General features: G+C 75.1%; 19 protein-coding genes and 1 tRNA gene. 11 read left to right on the top strand and 9 right to left on the bottom strand.

All coding sequences use genetic code 11. The features are described from left to right. The first annotated feature begins 111 nt into the window (after positions 1-111). Entirely contained in the window at positions 112-1,323 is a 1,212-nt protein-coding gene (locus CFLA_RS21305) for an NUDIX hydrolase (protein ID WP_222836756.1), read from the top strand. Between the two features lie 4 nt (positions 1,324-1,327). Here the strand turns inward: CFLA_RS21305 and CFLA_RS14455 are convergent, their stop codons facing one another. From CFLA_RS14455 to CFLA_RS14470, 4 genes are read right to left on the bottom strand one after another with little or no spacing between them, the layout of a single operon-like run. After that, on the bottom strand, positions 1,328-1,999 hold the full coding sequence (locus tag CFLA_RS14455; RefSeq protein WP_148234374.1) for an alpha/beta hydrolase: 672 nt from the start codon (positions 1,997-1,999) through the stop codon (positions 1,328-1,330). Positions 2,000-2,034: 35 nt separating this feature from the next. Then, a complete protein-coding gene (locus tag CFLA_RS14460; protein WP_013118076.1) occupies positions 2,035-3,900 on the bottom strand; it encodes an NAD+ synthase in 1,866 nt (621 codons plus the stop codon). Beyond that, the gene (locus tag CFLA_RS14465; RefSeq protein WP_013118077.1) at positions 3,897-4,457 is read right to left on the bottom strand and encodes an NUDIX domain-containing protein; all 561 of its coding nucleotides are present in this window, start codon (positions 4,455-4,457) and stop codon (positions 3,897-3,899) included. Before CFLA_RS14465 ends, CFLA_RS14460 begins: the two co-directional genes overlap by 4 nt. After that, on the bottom strand, positions 4,454-5,818 hold the full coding sequence (locus CFLA_RS14470; protein WP_013118078.1) for a nicotinate phosphoribosyltransferase: 1,365 nt from the start codon (positions 5,816-5,818) through the stop codon (positions 4,454-4,456). The genes CFLA_RS14465 and CFLA_RS14470 overlap by 4 nt, the downstream gene beginning before the upstream one ends. 137 nt (positions 5,819-5,955) lie before the next feature. On the opposite strand from CFLA_RS14470, the gene trhA reads away from it, so the two are divergent. Next, positions 5,956-6,675 (top strand): PAQR family membrane homeostasis protein TrhA, encoded by a 720-nt coding sequence (gene trhA, locus CFLA_RS14475; RefSeq protein WP_013118079.1) that lies wholly within the window; start codon positions 5,956-5,958, stop codon positions 6,673-6,675. A gap of 27 nt (positions 6,676-6,702) precedes the next feature. Then, complete coding sequence (locus CFLA_RS14480; protein WP_013118080.1) at positions 6,703-7,179, top strand: heme-degrading domain-containing protein; 477 nt, start codon at positions 6,703-6,705, stop codon at positions 7,177-7,179. Positions 7,180-7,185: 6 nt separating this feature from the next. On the opposite strand, the gene CFLA_RS14485 is transcribed toward CFLA_RS14480, so the two are convergent. After that, entirely contained in the window at positions 7,186-7,893 is a 708-nt protein-coding gene (locus CFLA_RS14485; RefSeq protein ID WP_013118081.1) for a 2'-5' RNA ligase family protein, read from the bottom strand. Between the two features lie 188 nt (positions 7,894-8,081). Here CFLA_RS14485 and CFLA_RS14490 point away from each other — a divergent pair, with 188 nt between their 5' ends. From CFLA_RS14490 to CFLA_RS14505, 4 genes are all read left to right on the top strand, one after another. After that, complete coding sequence (locus CFLA_RS14490) at positions 8,082-8,267, top strand: hypothetical protein (RefSeq protein WP_013118082.1); 186 nt, start codon at positions 8,082-8,084, stop codon at positions 8,265-8,267. A gap of 8 nt (positions 8,268-8,275) precedes the next feature. Next, positions 8,276-8,836, top strand: a complete 561-nt coding sequence (locus tag CFLA_RS14495; RefSeq protein ID WP_013118083.1) for a DUF4395 domain-containing protein — start codon at positions 8,276-8,278, stop codon at positions 8,834-8,836. 123 nt (positions 8,837-8,959) lie between these two features. Continuing rightward, positions 8,960-9,032 (top strand) — tRNA-Lys (locus CFLA_RS14500). Between the two features lie 155 nt (positions 9,033-9,187). After that, a complete protein-coding gene (locus CFLA_RS14505) occupies positions 9,188-10,801 on the top strand; it encodes a hypothetical protein (RefSeq protein ID WP_013118084.1) in 1,614 nt (537 codons plus the stop codon). 55 nt (positions 10,802-10,856) lie between these two features. On the opposite strand, the gene CFLA_RS14510 is transcribed toward CFLA_RS14505, so the two are convergent. After that, on the bottom strand, positions 10,857-11,945 hold the full coding sequence (locus tag CFLA_RS14510; RefSeq protein ID WP_013118085.1) for a right-handed parallel beta-helix repeat-containing protein: 1,089 nt from the start codon (positions 11,943-11,945) through the stop codon (positions 10,857-10,859). A 194-nt stretch (positions 11,946-12,139) separates the two neighbouring features. After that, positions 12,140-12,703, bottom strand: a complete 564-nt coding sequence (locus tag CFLA_RS19615; RefSeq protein ID WP_245530254.1) for a phosphoribosyltransferase family protein — start codon at positions 12,701-12,703, stop codon at positions 12,140-12,142. Between the two features lie 142 nt (positions 12,704-12,845). Between CFLA_RS19615 and CFLA_RS20965 the strand changes: the two genes are divergently transcribed. Then, complete coding sequence (locus CFLA_RS20965) at positions 12,846-13,046, top strand: hypothetical protein (RefSeq protein ID WP_013118087.1); 201 nt, start codon at positions 12,846-12,848, stop codon at positions 13,044-13,046. 128 nt (positions 13,047-13,174) lie between these two features. After that, entirely contained in the window at positions 13,175-13,381 is a 207-nt protein-coding gene (locus tag CFLA_RS14520; RefSeq protein WP_013118088.1) for a hypothetical protein, read from the top strand. 215 nt (positions 13,382-13,596) lie between these two features. Here the strand turns inward: CFLA_RS14520 and CFLA_RS20525 are convergent, their stop codons facing one another. After that, positions 13,597-13,743: a hypothetical protein gene (locus CFLA_RS20525; RefSeq protein ID WP_187291301.1), complete on the bottom strand. Its 147-nt coding sequence runs from the start codon at positions 13,741-13,743 to the stop codon at positions 13,597-13,599. A 70-nt stretch (positions 13,744-13,813) separates the two neighbouring features. Between CFLA_RS20525 and CFLA_RS14525 the strand changes: the two genes are divergently transcribed. After that, the gene (locus tag CFLA_RS14525; protein ID WP_013118089.1) at positions 13,814-14,905 is read left to right on the top strand and encodes an NADH:flavin oxidoreductase/NADH oxidase; all 1,092 of its coding nucleotides are present in this window, start codon (positions 13,814-13,816) and stop codon (positions 14,903-14,905) included. Positions 14,906-14,908: 3 nt separating this feature from the next. Here the strand turns inward: CFLA_RS14525 and CFLA_RS14530 are convergent, their stop codons facing one another. Continuing rightward, positions 14,909-15,640, bottom strand: a complete 732-nt coding sequence (locus tag CFLA_RS14530) for a hypothetical protein (protein ID WP_013118090.1) — start codon at positions 15,638-15,640, stop codon at positions 14,909-14,911. A gap of 67 nt (positions 15,641-15,707) precedes the next feature. On the opposite strand from CFLA_RS14530, the gene CFLA_RS14535 reads away from it, so the two are divergent. Then, positions 15,708-16,151 carry a GNAT family N-acetyltransferase gene (locus CFLA_RS14535; RefSeq protein ID WP_013118091.1) on the top strand — a complete coding sequence of 148 codons (444 nt, stop codon included), beginning with the start codon at positions 15,708-15,710 and terminating at the stop codon, positions 16,149-16,151. Positions 16,152-16,178 lie beyond the last annotated feature (27 nt).

The following is a 16,178-nucleotide window of genomic DNA, read 5'->3' on the forward strand; positions in this document are numbered from 1 at the left end:
GGGCGTCGATGCCGATCTGTCACCCCGCCGCCGCGTCGACGAGACCCGGGACCGGACGATCCGGGCAGACCGGTCCGGGGTGCACGGGCCCGGCCCCGTACGATCGCGGGTGTGCCGAGCCTCCCCGTGATCCGCGTGAGCGCGGTCGTCCTGCGCCGCCCGACGGGCGAGGTGCTGACCGTCCGCAAGCGCGGCACGGACCGTTTCATGCTCCCCGGCGGCAAGCCCGAGCCCGGCGAGACGCCCGCGCAGACCGCGGTGCGCGAAGCGTTCGAGGAGGTCGGGGCGGTGCTCGACGAGTCGCGGTTGCGCGAGCTCGGCACGTTCCGCGCCGCCGCGGCGAACGAGGACGGCCAGGAGGTCGAGGGCACCGTCTTCGAGCACCCGGGCGTGCCGCACGTGGCGCCCGGCGGGGAGATCGCGGAGCTGCGGTGGCTCGACCCGGCGGCTGATCTGCCCGACGACCTCGCGCCCCTGCTGCAGGAGCGGGTGCTGCCGGTGCTGGCGGGGACGCGCGCCTGGGACCTGTGGTTCGAGACCGTCGACGGCGTCGACCGCTACCCGGGCCGCCCGGCCACGCGACCCCGGCCCACGCACGAGCCGGCGGGGTGGGTCGGCAGCGCCGGCCCGGCGATCGACCCGGCGACGTGGCCGCGTGGCACGCTCACCGGACTGCCGATGTTCCATGCGGTCACGCTGCTGCTGCCGCCGGAGTTCCAGCGGCGCGGGCCGGAGCTCCCGGCGGTGGCGTTCTTCCAGGGCGAGGGCCAGTTCGCGCACGCCCGGCGAGGCGAGGACGACCCGACCGACCCGTTCGTCGCTGACCTCCGCAGGTCCCGGGAGCACCCGCACCTGGGGCGGCGCGTCGACATCATCGACGGGCAGTTCGCGCTCGTCTGGCTGACGCGCGCGGAGTACGACGCCGGGCCGACCGCACCGCCACCGGACACCCGCCGACCAGGTGAGCACGTCGCGGACGACGAGGGCCCGAACGCATGGGACGAGCAGCAGCCGACCGCGTGGGTGTGGCTCACCGAGCGTCCCGACCCGAATGCCGGGCACGTCCCGGTGGACCCGATGGACTGGGACGGCACCGACGGGTTCGTGCCCCCGCCGCGCACGGAGGACTGGAAGCTCGTCGGCTGGGCCGAGGACCTGCACCTGCGCAGCCACCTGGGCGGCACGTCGTTCCCCGTCCAGACCCTCGTCGAGGGATTCACGCCGTACTACCTGGAGCTCGAGGAGCTGCCGGGCATGAACTTCGGCGGCGGCAACGCGCAGATCGACCTGGAGTCGGAGGCGTTCGACTGGGCGTGCGGCTGACCCCTCAGTCCGCCCAGTGCTGCCGCAGCACGTCGAGGACCCGCGGGTCGTCCTGCACGCGGTGCCCGGCGCCCTGGAGCGTGACGTGGCGCGCGCCGCGCAGGACGAGGGCCTCGGCGGTCTCCTCGTAGAGGGGCCGCTCCCCGCCGGTGACGACGAGCGTGCGGACCGGCAGGCGCAGGTCGTCCCGCAGCCCGAGCCCCCACGGCGGGCGGATCGCGCGCAGCCGGCGGGTCGCCTCCCGCAACTCGTCCTCCGGCAGGTCGGGCGGCGGCATCCCCGTCGCGGCGGCGAAGAGCCGCGAGAACTCCGTGTCCGGCACCGACACGTCGTCCGCGACCGCGAACACGGGCGTCATCGCCGCGACGTGCTCCTCCACGGCCGGCATACCGCGCGCCAGATCGAAGCACGCGGGTTCCAGCAGCACCAGCGAGCGGACCGCGCCCGGCTCGTGCTGGGCCGCGAGCAGCGCGGCGTTCGCACCGTACGACGACGCGACGACGTGCCCGCCGCCGCGGGCCCGCAGCAGGTCGAGGACCCGGCCGCAGTCCCGCACGGCGTCGTCGGCCACGCCGACCCGCGTGAGGAACTGCCAGCCGGGGTCGGCCACCGCCGCCTGGTGGGGCCAGGCGGCGGCGCCTGCGCTGCCGGCGCCGTGGACGAAGAGGACCGTCATGCGCGTCATGCTGCCGCACGCGGACGCACGGGACCTCACGCCATGGGTGGCTCGACCGAGACCGCTGCTGTCGCGTGCGACCAGTGGTTCGCCAGCGGCATCCGCCGGTCCCGCCCGAACGCGAGCCGGGACACCTTGATGCGGATCGGCACCTGGCGGCGCTTGAACTCGCTGCGGTCGACGAGCGTCAGCACGCGGTCGACGGTGCCGGCCGCCGCCTGCGGGTCCCACCCGTCGGCGACCAGGGAGCCGGCGAGCTCGCGCGCGCTCGCGTGGTCCTCGAGGAACGCGAGCAGCAGCCGGTCGAGCACCGGGTAGGGCGGGAGGGAGTCGCTGTCCTGCTGCCCGGGCGCCAGCTCCGCGCTGGCCGGCTTGGTGAGCGTCGCGGCCGGGATCGGCGGGGCCTGCCCGGCGGCGGCGGCACGGTCGTTGCGCCACTGCGCGAGCCCGTAGACCCCCGGCAGGACCGTTCCGTCGCGCAGCGTCACGGTGGTCTTCAGCAGGTCGCCCAGCGGGTTGGGGGCGGTGCCGCAGGAGTCGCCGTAGAGCGTGAAGTAGCCGACGGCGCTCTCCGAGCGGTTCCCGGTCGTGCAGACCAGCGCGCCGGTGGCGTTCGCGAGCGTCATGAGCGTCGTGCCGCGCAGCCGCGCCTGCAGGTTCTCCCATGCGACGGGCTGCCCGGTCGCACCGGTCCGGTCGGTCAGCAGCCCGGCGAGCACCCGGTGACGCTCGAGGTAGGCGTCGGTGATCGGCACGACGTCGAACCGGATGCCGAGGTTGTCGGCCAGTGCGCGCGCGTCGTCGACGGACCCGCCCGAGGAGTACGGGCCGGGCATCCCGACGCCCCACACGGCGTCCGGCCCGAGCGCGTCGACGGCGATCGTGGCGGCCAGCGCGGAGTCGATCCCGCCGGACAGGCCGAGGACGACCTGCGGCAGCCCGACGCGCGTGCAGTAGTCGCGGAAGCCGGTGACGAGCGCGGTGTACACCTCGTCGTGGACCTCGCGCGGCGCGGTCAGCGGCGGTGGCGGCAGGGGGCAGCGCTCGGTGTGCGTCACGCCCAGGTCCACGACGTCCCACGACGGGTCGACCTCCGCGGCGACAGGCAGGTCGACCGTGACGAGGTCGGTCGCGAACGACCGTCCGCGGGCGACGACGACCCCGTCACCGTCCACGGCGAACGACCCGCCGTCGAACACGAGCTCGTCCTGCCCGCCGACCGCGTTGACGTACGCGATCGGCACCCCCGCGCTGCGGGCCGCAGCCGCGACGGCCGCCTCGCGCAGCCGTTGCTTGCCGACGTGGTACGGCGACGCGTTCAGCACGACGACGGCCTGCGCCCCGCCGCGGCGCACCTCCTGGACGAGCGCGTCGCTCCACACGTCCTCGCACACGAGGACGCCGAACGTCACCGGACCCTCGGGCGTCAGCACCCGGTACAGGTCCTGCTGCGCCGGACCGGCCTCGACGTGCCGCGCGTCGTCGAACACCGAGTACGTCGGCAGCAGCGTCTTGGCGTGCGCGCCGTGCACCTGCCCGCCCTGGGCGACGACGGCCACGTTGCGCAGCCCGCGCTCTCGCGTGTCGGTCGCCGATCCCGCGGGGCGCGCACCAGCGGCCCCCGGCAGGCTCCCGGTGACCCACGGCGCCCCCAGCAGCGCGACCGTGCGGTCCGTGGACCGGGCGACCTGCTGCGTCGCGGCCATGGCGGCGCGCACGAACTCCGGCTCGGCCAGCAGGTCCTCGACGGGGTAGCCGCACACCCCCATCTCCGGGGTGAGCACGACGTCGGCCTGCCACGACCCGGCCGTGGCCACCGCGTGGGTCAGGGCGGTGGCGTTGCCTGCCATGTCCCCGACGCGGACGGGCAGCTGGGCCAGGGCGACGCGGAGCGTGGTCATCGGTCCTCCTCGCGCGTGCTCGTGGCGCCGGCGGTGACGAGCGTGCGGACCCGGGCCACGCCGTCGGCCAGGATCCGGGCGTGGTCGAACGCGAGCGCGGGGCTCGCGTCGCTCCCACCGCTCCCGCCCGGCAGTGCGAGGGCGGACACGTCCCACCAGCGCGCGTCGCGCGCGTCGGACCCCGCCCGCGGCTCGGGCAGGTCCGGGGCGAACGCGACGTGCGCGACGGACACCACCCGCATGCGGGGGTCGCGGCCCGGCCGGCCGTACGTCGCGAGCTGCTCGAGCCGCCCGGCGAACCGCTCGACACCGGTCTCCTCGTGCAGCTCGCGCCACGCCGCGTCGGCGACGTCCTCGTCGACGTCCACGAATCCGCCCGGCAGGGCCCACGCACCGGCGTACGGGGCGTCGGTGCGCTCGACCAGCAGCACCGCGAGCGCACCGGCACGCTCGGTGAAGACGCACAGGTCCACCGTGACGGCGAACGGCGGGTAGGCGTGCGGGTCGTACGCGGTGGGTGCGACGCCGGCGACGGTGGTGGGGCTCAGGGGGCTCATGCGGTGGCTCCGATCAGGTTGCCGAGGGCGGTGGGGTCCGCGACGAGACGCGGGGTACCGGGGGCCAGGTCGAGGTCGAGCGCGGTCAGCTCGGCCTTGGCACCGCGGTGGTGGGCGCGGACGGCGGCGAGGGGCGGCTGGTGCACGACGTCGCCGTCGCGGACCACCGGGACCTGCAGCGCACGGCCCAGCCCGCTCTCCGGGGCGCCGGGCAGGTGCCGCACGACGACGACCTCGCGCGTCGCGTGGCCCTGGTGGTCCAGCGACCGGTAGGCGACCTTGCGGCCGCCGACGCTGCCCTTGCCGGCTGCCTTCTTGACGACCGGGCGCATGGGTGCGTCCCGGCCGGGCGCGTCGGCGATCGCGACGAGCTTGTAGACCATCCCGGCCGTCGGGTGGCCCGACCCGCCGACGAGCCTGGTCCCCGCGCCGTACAGGTCGACGGGCGCGTCGGCCAGCGCGGCGATGGTGTGCTCGTCGAGGTCCGAGGTGACCGCGATCCGCGTGCTCGTCGCCCCGAGGGAGTCGAGCAGCGCGCGGGCCCGACGGGCCTCGTCGGCCAGGTCGCCGGAGTCGAGGCGGACGCCGCCCAGGTCCGTGCCGGCGGTCCCGACGGCGGTGCGGAGGCCCTGCGGGACGTCGTAGGTGTCGACGAGCAGCGTGGTGCCCGTCCCCAGGGCGGCGACCTGCGAGGCGAACGCGTCGGCCTCGCTGCGGTGCGCGAGCGTGAACGCGTGCGCGGCTGTGCCGCGGGTGGGCACGCCGTACCGGAACCCGGCCTGCAGGTTGCTCGTGGCGGCGAAGCCGACGAGGTACGCGGCGCGCGCTGCCGCGACGGCGGCGTCCTCGTGGGTGCGTCGGCTGCCCATCTCGAGCAGCGGCCGGCCGTCGGCGGCGGTGACCATGCGGGCCGCGGCGGAGGCGATCGCGCTGTCGTGGTTGAGGATCGACAGGACCAGCGTCTCCAGGACGACGCACTCGGCGAACGTCCCGGTGACGGTGAGGACCGGGCTGTTCGGGAAGTAGATCTCCCCCTCGCGGTACGCGTCGACGTCCCCGGTGAAGCGGTAGTCGAGGAGGTATCCCGCGGTGCGCTCGTCGACGACGCCGGTGTCCTGCAGCCAGGCCACGTGGGCGGCGTCGAACCGGAAGCTCTCGATCGCCTCGACGATCCGGCCGAGCCCGGCCACGACGCCGTACCGCCTCCCCTGCGGCAGGCGGCGGGCGAACGCCTCGAAGACCGCCCGGTGGTGCGCGGTGCCGTCGACGAGGGCGGCCCGGAGCATCGTCAGCTCGTAGTGGTCGGTCAGCATCGCGGTGCTCGTCGCGACCGTCGGCGTTGTTGTGGTCATAGTGACCATTATGGCGCTCCATGGCGCCGGCGTGGCGGTATTTATGGTCGACGTGACCCTGCACGTGGGTGATGTGCGTCACACGGCGCGGCGGCGCGTAGGCTCCCGCACGGGCCGGGTCGAGGGCTCACGAGGAGGAACGAACGGTGGATCCCACGTCCGCACGCACCACGCCGACGCCGGGGACGGCCCCACCAGCGCGGCTGAGCCGCGACGGCAGCGTGCACGTCACCGACGAGCGGATCAACACCATCACGCACCTCGCGGCCAGCTGCTTCGCGCTCGTCGGGGGCGGCCTGCTGGTCACCCAGGCGGCCACGGAGGGCGACGTCTGGAAGATCGTCGGCCTGGGCGTGTACGCCGCGTCCGTGCTCCTGCTGTTCGTCGCCAGCACGCTGCACCACGGCATCGACAAGGGGCCGCGCGTCAACGGCGTGCTGCGCACGCTCGACTACGCGTCGGTGTTCGTCCTCATCGCCGGGACGACGACCCCGATGGTGCTCGTGCTGTTCCGCGACGCGTACGGCTGGGCCGTGCTCGGAGCAGTCTGGGTCGTCGCGGCGGTCGGCATCGCGCTGCGGTCGGCGCTGCGGGAGCTGCCCAAGTACGTGACCAACACGCTCTACATCACGATGGGCTGGATGCCGGTGCTGCTGGTCGGCGCCGGCGTCACCTTGCCCGTCGGGGCGTACGTGCTGCTGGCCACCGGCGGGCTGGTGTACTGCGTGGGGTTCGTCGTGTTCGTGATCGAGCGGCCCAACCCCCTGCCCGGGGTGCTCGGCTTCCACGAGATCTGGCACGTGCTCGTCGTGCTCGCCGCCGCGCTGCACTACCTGCTCATGTACCGGTACGTGCTGCCGGCCTGACGGCCCGGCGTGCCGCAGGATGGGCTCGTGACCGAGCTGCCCACCTTCACCGTCGCCGGCCTCGAGGCCGAGCCCGTCCTCGAGCTGCCGGCGTTCACCCAGGACGACGCCGTCGACCTCGGGCTGCTGGCCGTCGCCGTGGTCCGCGAGCGCGGCGCGAACCTCGCGGTGCGCGTCGAGCTGGGCGGCGCGACCGTCTTCCTCGCCATGACGGGCTCGACGGGTGCGGGCAACGTGCCCTGGCTCGAGGGCAAGGCAGCGGTGGTGCACCGCTTCGGCGAGGCGTCGCTGCTGGTCCGCCGGCGCCACGAGGCCGCGGGCACGCCCTTCGAGGAGCGCACCGACGTCGACCACGACACCGTCAAGGCGCACGGCGGTGCGGTGCCGCTGCGCGTCGGCGGGGAGGTCGTCGGCACGCTGACGACGTCGGGCGAGCCGGACGTCGTCGACCACTCGGTCGCGGTGGAGGCGGTCCGCCGGTACCTGGCAGCACGCGCGTCCTGACGGACGTCAGGGCGTGCCTGCGTCCCGGTACGTCGCCATCGACGTGAAGCGCGTGGACCGCAGCCGCTCCGGTGCGAGCGTCACCGGCCACCCGGCGACCTGCTCCGTGAGCCGATCCAGCGTTCGCGCCAGGTGCCGCGGATCCAGCGGCGCGGGCGCTGACGGGCGGTAGTACGCCAGCGTGACGTGCGGCGTGAAGGGCCCGGACGGGACGACCTCGTCGAACAGCGCTCGCGCCGCGAGGAGCCGCGCGCAGTCCGCCTCGGTCGCCGGGAGCAGACCGACGACGACGCTCGTGCTCATCAGGTTGAAGACGGTGGTGCACCGCATCTGCACCGGCCCAAGCGCCCGCGCCTCGGCCACCAGCTCGCTCACGCGCGGGTCGTCCTGCGCGACAGCGTCGGAGACGTCCTCCAGGCGCGGCGCGGCCCGCAGGTCGTGCAGGGTGACGTGGAACGAGCCCGGCGGGAGCGGAGCGGCGAGGCCGTCGCCGCAGGCGGCGTGCAGATCGTCGGCGACAGCGCTGAGCAGGTCGCGGGTCCCGGCGTCGAGGACGTGGACCACCGTGCTGCCGTGGAACGGGAGCAGCTCGCCCGTGACCGGGGCGACCTTCTCGCGCAGGGCGGGTGCGATCGAGAAGCCGTCCTCGTCGGGCACCGACCCGCGCTGGAACGACCCCACCCGCTGCGACATGTCGGCCGACGTCTCGACCACGGCACCACCTCCCGACCACGCCTCCCGCCGGCGGAAGGTCCCGACGAGCCGCCAGGTCGACCGTACGACCCCCGACCACCCGGGGCTCGAGCAGGCCGACCGCCGACCTCGCCGCCGATACCCCATGGGGTATCCTGGACGCGACCCCTGGGGTTTCCCCACGAGATCGACGACCGAAGGACCACACCATGTGCCGAGCGACGACGTGCCGCGTGTGCGGCAAGACCACCTGGGCGGGCTGCGGGCAGCACGTCTCCGCCGTCAAGCAGACCGTCCTCGCATCGGACTGGTGCGACGGCAAGCACACCGCCGCCCAGACCGAGGCGGCCGCCGCGAGCCGCGGGGGGTTCCTCGCCCGACTCTTCGGCCGCTGAGGACGCCGGTGGGCGCCACTGGCCCGCGCGCGCGCACGGGCGCGGACCGTGCGGCAGCGCCCGACGCCCCGCTCGTCGGCGTCGCGATGCCGGGGTACGACGTCCCCGTCATCGACGAGCGCGCCGTCCGCGCCGCCGCCGGGATCCTGTTCCTCGGCGGCGCCGTCGCGTTCGGCGTCGCCGCCGCCACCGGGTCGTCGACGCCGCTGAAGCCGTTCGGCATGGCCGTGCTGCTCGACCTCGGCCTGCGCGTCGGCGTCGGCGACCGCTGGTCACCCACCCTGGCGCTCGGGCGCCTGATCGTGCGACGGCAGACCCCCGAGTGGGTCGGCGCACCGCAGAAGGTGCTCGCGTGGTGGCTCGGGTTCGCGCTGGCCGCCGCGACCTGCGTGGCCACCGGGTGGCTGGCCGCGCCGCTCGGCGTCACGCTCGCCCTGTGCGGGCTGTGCCTGACGCTGCTGTTCGTCGAGACCGCCTTCGGCATCTGCCTCGGCTGCAGCCTCCAGCGGTGGCTGACCCGGACACCCCCGTCCCACTGCCCGGGCGGCGCCTGCACCACCGGGGACTGACGCTCGGACGCCGGCCCGAGCCGACCCACCGCTCGCGTAGCCTGGCCCCGGACGTGGAGCGCTCGCGTGGGGACGTCTCGAGGTTGCCGACGTAGCCCCGTGCCGGGCGGCGCTGCACGTCCCGGGCCTCTAGCTCAACTGGCAGAGCAGCGGACTTTTAATCCGCGGGTTGTGGGTTCGATCCCCACGGGGCCCACCTGAACTGCGGGAATGTTCTGCAGCCGCCTGTTCCGACGGGCGCGGACCCGGCGACGTGCGCACCCCTGACGACGGCCACCAGCGCGCGCAGTGTGAGAGATTCGAGCGACCTGGACCCGGTCCCTCTGTCGCCGTTCACGAGGAGCTCGCTGCATGCGTCGTCTGCCCGGCCGATCTCCGCACGTTCGACCGGGTGCGCGCTCGCCGCGTCGCACCCCCGTCGCCGCCGGCCTGGCGCTCGCGCTCGGTCCCGTGCTGCTGGTCGGGTGCTCGTCCGGGGAGCCCACACCGCAGGAGCGGTCGACCACCGCCCTGGCGAAGGCGTCCGACGAGCTCAGCGCGATCGTCGCCGGGTTCGCACCCGAGGGCTGCACCGACGCCTCGCTGCCCGTCACGGTCGAGGAGGGGCGGCTCACGGCCGTGCTCCCGGACGCGGCCGACCCGTCACGGCCCGCCGACCGCACGTTCGCCCGCGCGATGGTCGAGGGCGCCGGGTTCGGCGGGTTCACCGCCGCGCTCGCCGAGGAGGTCTGCCGGCAGGGCTCCGTGAGTGATGCGACGGCCGTCGTCGAGCGCCTGGGAACCGAGCTGTGGCGGGACGCCGTCGCGCGCGCCCAGTCGACCGACGGTCTCGCCGGGGACCTGCCGGCGGGCGACGACCGCCCGCTGTACTGGACGCGGCTCGAGGCCATGGCCGTGCTGCACCAGTGGAGCCCCGAGTTCACGCTCACCACCGAGGAGCGGGCATCGCTGGTCGACACCTTCGACCGCGCGGCGCGGGGCATGCTCGACATCGACCTGCCACCGGGCGACCAGGTGACGCGGGTGCTCGTCAGCGGGTTCGACCCCTTCTCCCTCGACAGCGGCGACGAGGGACCGGCACGAGGGACGGTCGGCAACGGGATCCGGCACGGCAACCCGTCGGGCGCGACCGCTCTGGCGATCGACGGGACGACGACGACCGCTCCGGACGGCACGACCGTGCACTACGAGGCGTACACCCTGCCGGTCAGCTACCCCGAGTTCGAGCGCGGGTACCTGGAGGACACGGTCGGCCCGCTGATGGTGGCCGGCGACGCCGGGCTCGACGCCTCGATCACCCTGAGCCAGGGCGGCGGTGACGCCTTCGCGCTCGAGCAGTGGAACGGCCGGTACCACGGTGACTACGCCGGCAACGACCGCTTCGCACCCTGCATGCCCACGGGCCTGACGGGCGCGCCCCAGCTCGCGAAGGACAACCCCGGCTGCAACGTGCAGGTGCCGGAGCGCTGGGGTGGCGGCGACTCCCTGACGGACCCGCCGCAGTGGACCGCGTCGACGCTCCCGGTCGCGCAGATGATCGAGGCCCGCACAGGCACGGACGTCCCGCGGCCGCCGGGCGACACCTGGGAGGACGAGTCGGTCGCGTTCGGCGTGCACTGGAACGCGAGCTACGCGTACTTCCCCAGCTGCGACTCCGCGGACGTGGAGTACGTCGACCAGCGCGAGGACACCTACCCGCCCACGGTCGAGCCGACACCTCCGCCCGAGGGCTCGTGCGCGCTCAGCGGCGGCGGCGGCACGTACCTGTCGAACGAGTCGGCGTACCGCAACACGCTGCTGCGCGACCGGGCGGGGCTCGACATCCCCGCGGGGCACATCCACACCCCGGACATGCAGCACTTCGCCACCGACGTCGCCGTCACGGACGCGACGTTCGAGGCGTGGCGCGACGCGATCGTCGCCCAGTCGCGCGAGCTCGTCGAGGTGGTCGCAGCCCACAGCTGACGCGGGCGGGCGGCGCGGCCCGGCGCTCGCACGCCGGGCCGCCGTCAGCCTCCCGTCAGGAGACGGGCCCCCCGCACTCCACGCCGACGCACTGCGGGTCGTTGCCGTTGCCCGACGCCCGGTTGCCGCCCAGGTCGGCGGCGTCCGGCGCGTGGATGCCCCAGCCGGCGTTCCTGGTGGCGGTGTTGTCCCCGAGCGCCAGCCCCGGCTCGTCCGACACGATGCCGTCGCCGTTGCGGCTGAACGTGTTGCCGGTGAGGAGGTCCGCCGGCGCACCCGAGACGCCCGGGTCGTCGGTGTAGCCCGTGCCGTTGCGCGTGAAGGTGCTGCCGGTCAGCTCGAGAGCGAGCTCGAGGCTGCTGCGCACGCCCACGTCGTTGGCGGTGAACGTCGAGCGCTCGATGCGCGCCGTCGCCATGCCCCCCTGGTAGCCCGTGCCGTTCTCCGTGAACGTGCTCGAGCGGACCGTGAGGTCGCCGTCGTCCTGGAAGATGCCCTCGTACGTGTTGCTCCGGAAGGTGCTGCGCTCGACCGTGCAGGTCACGCTGCACACCAGGCCGAGCTCGTTGTCCTCGAACGTCGAGCGGGCCACGACGCCGGTGCCGCTCCACCCGAGCTCGGCGCCCCAGCCGTTCGCGCGGACGGTGCTGCCGGTGATCTCGACGTGTCGCAGGTACGCCACGGAGACGCCCCGGGTGTTCCCGGCGACGGTCGAGCCGATGATGCGCACCTCCGCCTGGTTCTCGTCGAACATGTCCCCGTAGGCGGCGACGCCCGTGCCGTTCCCCTCGGCGGTGACGCCGCGGATCGTCTTGGCGCCCGCACCCGCCGCGTAGACGGCCTGGTAGAACCCCGTGACGCGGCCGTTGCGGACCTCGACGTCGCCCTCCGCCAGCAGGGCGACGCCCGTGTCGCTCCTGCCCGTTCCCTGGAGCGTGCGGCCCCGCAGGTCGAGCACGCCGCCCGCGAGCCTGACCCCCTCGCCGCTGCACACGAGGTCCCGAGCGAGGTACGCGGGCCCGGTGACGGTCTGCCCGCACTCGGTGACGGGAGTCGGCCGGGCGGACGGTGCCGCCTGGGCCGGTGCGGCCACGACGAGCACGGTACCCGCGAGGACGGCGACGACGACGGATCTGCTGTGCATGTGCTTCCCCCTTGTCCGGCCCACCCCCGTGCGGGCGCTGCCGCCAGGATGGCGAGGCCCCGACCGTTCTGTCCGTGTTCGCGGCGGTTTTTCACCCGACGACGTCCGCGTCCCGGCATGTCGTCACGCAGGGCCGCGGGTCTCCACCCACCCCGCCGGCACCACGGGCACGCACGGCGCGCCGACGCGCCCGCCTACCGGTGCCGCAGCTCGCGCACGTGGACGAGCCCACGCAGCCCGAGCGCGCGCCTGTCGGCCGCGCTCTCCAGCGCGTCGACGACGACGGCGGCACCCAGCCAGTGGGCCTGCGCGTCCTCGACGAGCTGCCGGCACGCGAGCACCTGCCCCCCGGTGGCCGCCCACTCGTCAACGAGGAGCACACGGTCGCCGCGGCGCAGGACGGAACGTCGCACGGCGAGCTCGAGGTTCCGGTCGCGGTAGTCGGGCGGAGTGCGTCGCACGAGCCAGATGTCGTCGTCGGAGGCGCGCTCGGGTTGCTTGCGGACCGCGGCGAACCCGATCCCGAGATGCAGCGCGACCAGGGACCCGAGCAGGAAGCCGTGCGACTCCGTGCCGAGGACGACGGTGGGCCGGCCGTCCTCGCACAGGGCGGCGAGCGCGGGGCCCAGACCGGCGATGACGTCCGGATCGCGCCACCACGCGCTGCAGTCGGCGTAGTACGCGCGCGGCTGGGGCCACACCGGGGGGTCCGAGCGCCACACGAAACCCGAGATCAGCCGCGCACGAAGATCGTCCACCGGCGGAGTGTGGCAGACGCCCCCTCCCCGGGGGCGGCGTCGTCCACCCCGCCCCGGGTGAATCACCTCAACGCCGCGCGACTCCTTGTCGATGAGAGGGAACGGACGCCACCGGGGCGGCCCGCGACCCGGAGGGGCCACGATGAGCACCACGACCGCTGTACCCGCCGCCGACGTGCGGCGTGACGGCGAGCGTGCACTGGCCGTGGCGCTGGGCCTCGTGCGTCGCACTCCCCCGCCGCTGCACCTGCCGCCGGTGACGCAGCGCATCGTGCCCGGCCGCTCACCGCTGGAGGCGTCCGGCTGGGCCGACGACGACGTGGTGACGCTCGTCCGGGCCTGAGACCTGCGGCTTCACCCGCACCATGAGGTGCACCATTCCGGCCTTCACCCCTCCCGCATCGCGGCGGGCGCCCTCCATAGTGGACGAGGACGGACCGCACAGGGCCCGACGAGAGCAGGGAGACGGCGATGACCACGACCACCGCGACGAGGCACCTCGACGGGCGTGAGCTCGCCGTCGCGCTCGGTGTCGCGCGGGCCACGGCCCCGTCGCCCGCCCTGCCGCCGATGACCCTCGCACCCGTCCCCGGCCTCTCACCGCTCGAGGCGTCGGGCTGGGCGCAGGCGGAGACGATCCCCACGCAGCGCACGGTCCCCACGCAGCGCACGCGGTAGCCCCCTGATCCGACCGGCGGCGTTCCCCCAGCGGCTGCCGGTCGCACGCGTCGGCGGCGGTGCGGTGTCACCCCTGACTCATCGCACCGTCGTCGACCCCCAGCAGTTCCCCACCTGTCCGGCTGCCCTCACCCCCTGGCTGCCGGTCGGCTGTCGGCGGTGGGGCGGTGGTACACCACCGCCCCACCGCCGACCTCGTTCCGGGCCTGCGCAGGTCAGGACACGCTGACGCTCGTCGACACGTGGGCGGCCTGCTGGTGCACCGCGCCGGCGAGCCAGCTCGGCGGCGTGTGCTGCAGCGTGCCGGTGACGTCCGACGCGCACGCGTCCCAGACACCGCAGGCGGTGAGCTGGTGCGTCACCGAGCGGCTGTGACCCCGCCGTGCGGCGGTCGAGGGGTGAGCACCGTCCGGCTCCGGCGAGAATGGCGTCATGCCCTCCGCCCTGTTCTCCCCGTTCACCCTGCGCGGTACGACGTTCACGCACCGCGTGTGGATGGCGCCGATGTGCCAGTACTCGGCCGCACCCGACGGCCCGGACGTCGGCGCGCCGAACGCGTGGCACCTGCAGCACTACGCGGCACGCGCGGCGGGCGGGGCGGCGCTCGTCATCGTCGAGGCGACCGCCGTGGTCGCCGAGGGCCGGATCAGCCCGTTCGACCTGGGCATCTGGGACGACGCGCAGGTCGCGGCGCACCGGCGCGTCGTCGACCTGGTGCACGCGCAGGGCGCGAAGGCGGGCGTGCAGCTCGCGCACGCGGGCCGCAAGGCGAGCACGGACGCCCCGTGGCGGGGCGGCGGCCCGGTGGCGCCGGGGGCGGGCGGGTGGCCGGTGGTGGCCCCGAGCGCCGTGCCGTTCGCCGACGGGCACCCGACGCCCCGCGCGCTGACGACGGACGAGGTCGCGGGCGTCGTCGAGGCGTTCGCGGCCGCGGCGCGGCGCGCGGTCGCCGCCGGGTACGACGTGGTCGAGGTGCACGCCGCGCACGGGTACCTGCTGCACCAGTTCTGCTCGCCGGACTCGAACGTGCGCGACGACGTGTACGGCGGCTCGTTCGAGGCCCGGACGCGCCTGGTGCGCGAGGTGACGTCGGCAGTCCGCGCCGCCGTCCCGGACGACATGCCCGTGCTGGTGCGCGTCTCGGCGACCGACTGGGTCGAGCCTGCGGGCTGGACGGGCGACGACACCGTGCACCTCGCCCGGGACCTTGCACCGCTGGGCGTCGACCTGGTGCACGTGTCGACCGGCGGCAACCTGCCGGGCGTCCACGTCCCCGTCGAGCCCGGCTACCAGGTGCCGTTCGCGGCACGGGTGCGCGCCGAGGCGGGTGTCCCGACGGTCGCGGTGGGCGCCATCACCGACCCGGCGCAGGCCGAGGAGGTCGTCGCCGGCGGGTCCGCCGACGCGGTGGCGCTGGCCCGCCCGCTGCTCGTCGACCCGTTCTGGCCGCACCGCGCGGCGCTCGCCCTCGGAGCGGATCTCCCCCTGCCGCCCCAGTACGACCGCGCCCGCGCCCTGCTCTGAGGTTCAGGCCCAGCGGGCGACGGCCGTCGTCGTCCCGGGAGCGACGACGGTGAGCCCCGCGTCGACGACGCGCACGGGCGCGGTCGCCGTCAGCTCCGTCCACCGACCGGCCGGCGGCTGCTCGACCACCACCGGGAAGCCGTCCGCCGCCCAGCGCACCCGCCGGGCGTCCGGCATCGCGGAGGCCGCGAGCTGCGCAGCATGACCCACCGCCGCGGCAGCCTTGCCCGCGGGCATCAGCGGCACGGGTGCGAGCGAGACGACCAGCGACCCGTCCGGCACCGGGTCCGCGTGCGGTACCGGGTCGGGGTCGGGCAGCTCGGTGCCGGTGAGCTGCAGGCGCGCGACGTCGCGCGGCACGTCGTCGGTCGCGCACGGCACGAGGGCCCGCACGCGTGCACCGTCGTGCTCGACCGTGACGCCCGGCAGCACCGACGCACGCTCCCACGCGGCGGGCCGCGTCGCGCGGCGCACGTGCTTGCGGATGCGCCCGTCGGTCCACCGCGTGATCGCAGGCTCCCACCCGCCGGCCGCGCGCGGGTCGTGCAGCAGGGCGACGACGGCCCGCGCGGCCGCCGCGCACACCGCCGTGCGCGACGGGGGCGCCGCCCTGTCGACGTGCACGACGAGCTGCATCGCCCACGGCGCCTCGCCGGGCGGGTCGACGTGCCCCGCCGCGGCGACGTCCGCCTGCGGCGGCTCGGGCTCGACGGTGGCCGGGTCGGGGGCGTGCATGCCGACATCATCCCGGTGGCCGACCACCCGCGACGCGCACGTCCGCGGTCCGGCAGGATCCGGCGCTGTGACTCGTGTGCGCCCCGCGACGCCCGCCGACCTCGACGCCCTGACCCGTCTGTTCGTCGGCTACCAGACGTTCTACGGACGCCCCGGCGACCCGGCCGCCGCGCGCGACTTCCTCGCGGCCCGGCAGCGCGACGGCGACTCCGTGGTGCTGGTCGCGGAGGCCGAGGGCGCCCTCGTCGGGTTCACGCAGGTCTACCCGACGTGGTCGTCGCTCTCGATGGCGCGCGTGTGGGTGCTCAACGACCTCTTCGTCGACCCCGCGACCCGCGGCACGGGTGCCGGGCGGGCGCTCGTGCGCGCCGTGCTGGCGGCCGCGCGCGCGGCCGGCGCGGTGCGCATCAGCCTGTCGACGCAGACGACCAACACCACCGCGCAGGCGCTGTACGTGGCCGAGGGCTTCGAGCGCGACGACGAGTTCTGGACGTACACGACGGACGTCTGAGCCCGTCGCGCTCCCTCGTCGCGTCAG

It is taken from the genome of Cellulomonas flavigena DSM 20109 (genome assembly GCF_000092865.1).
GTDB classification, from domain to species: domain Bacteria; phylum Actinomycetota; class Actinomycetes; order Actinomycetales; family Cellulomonadaceae; genus Cellulomonas; species Cellulomonas flavigena.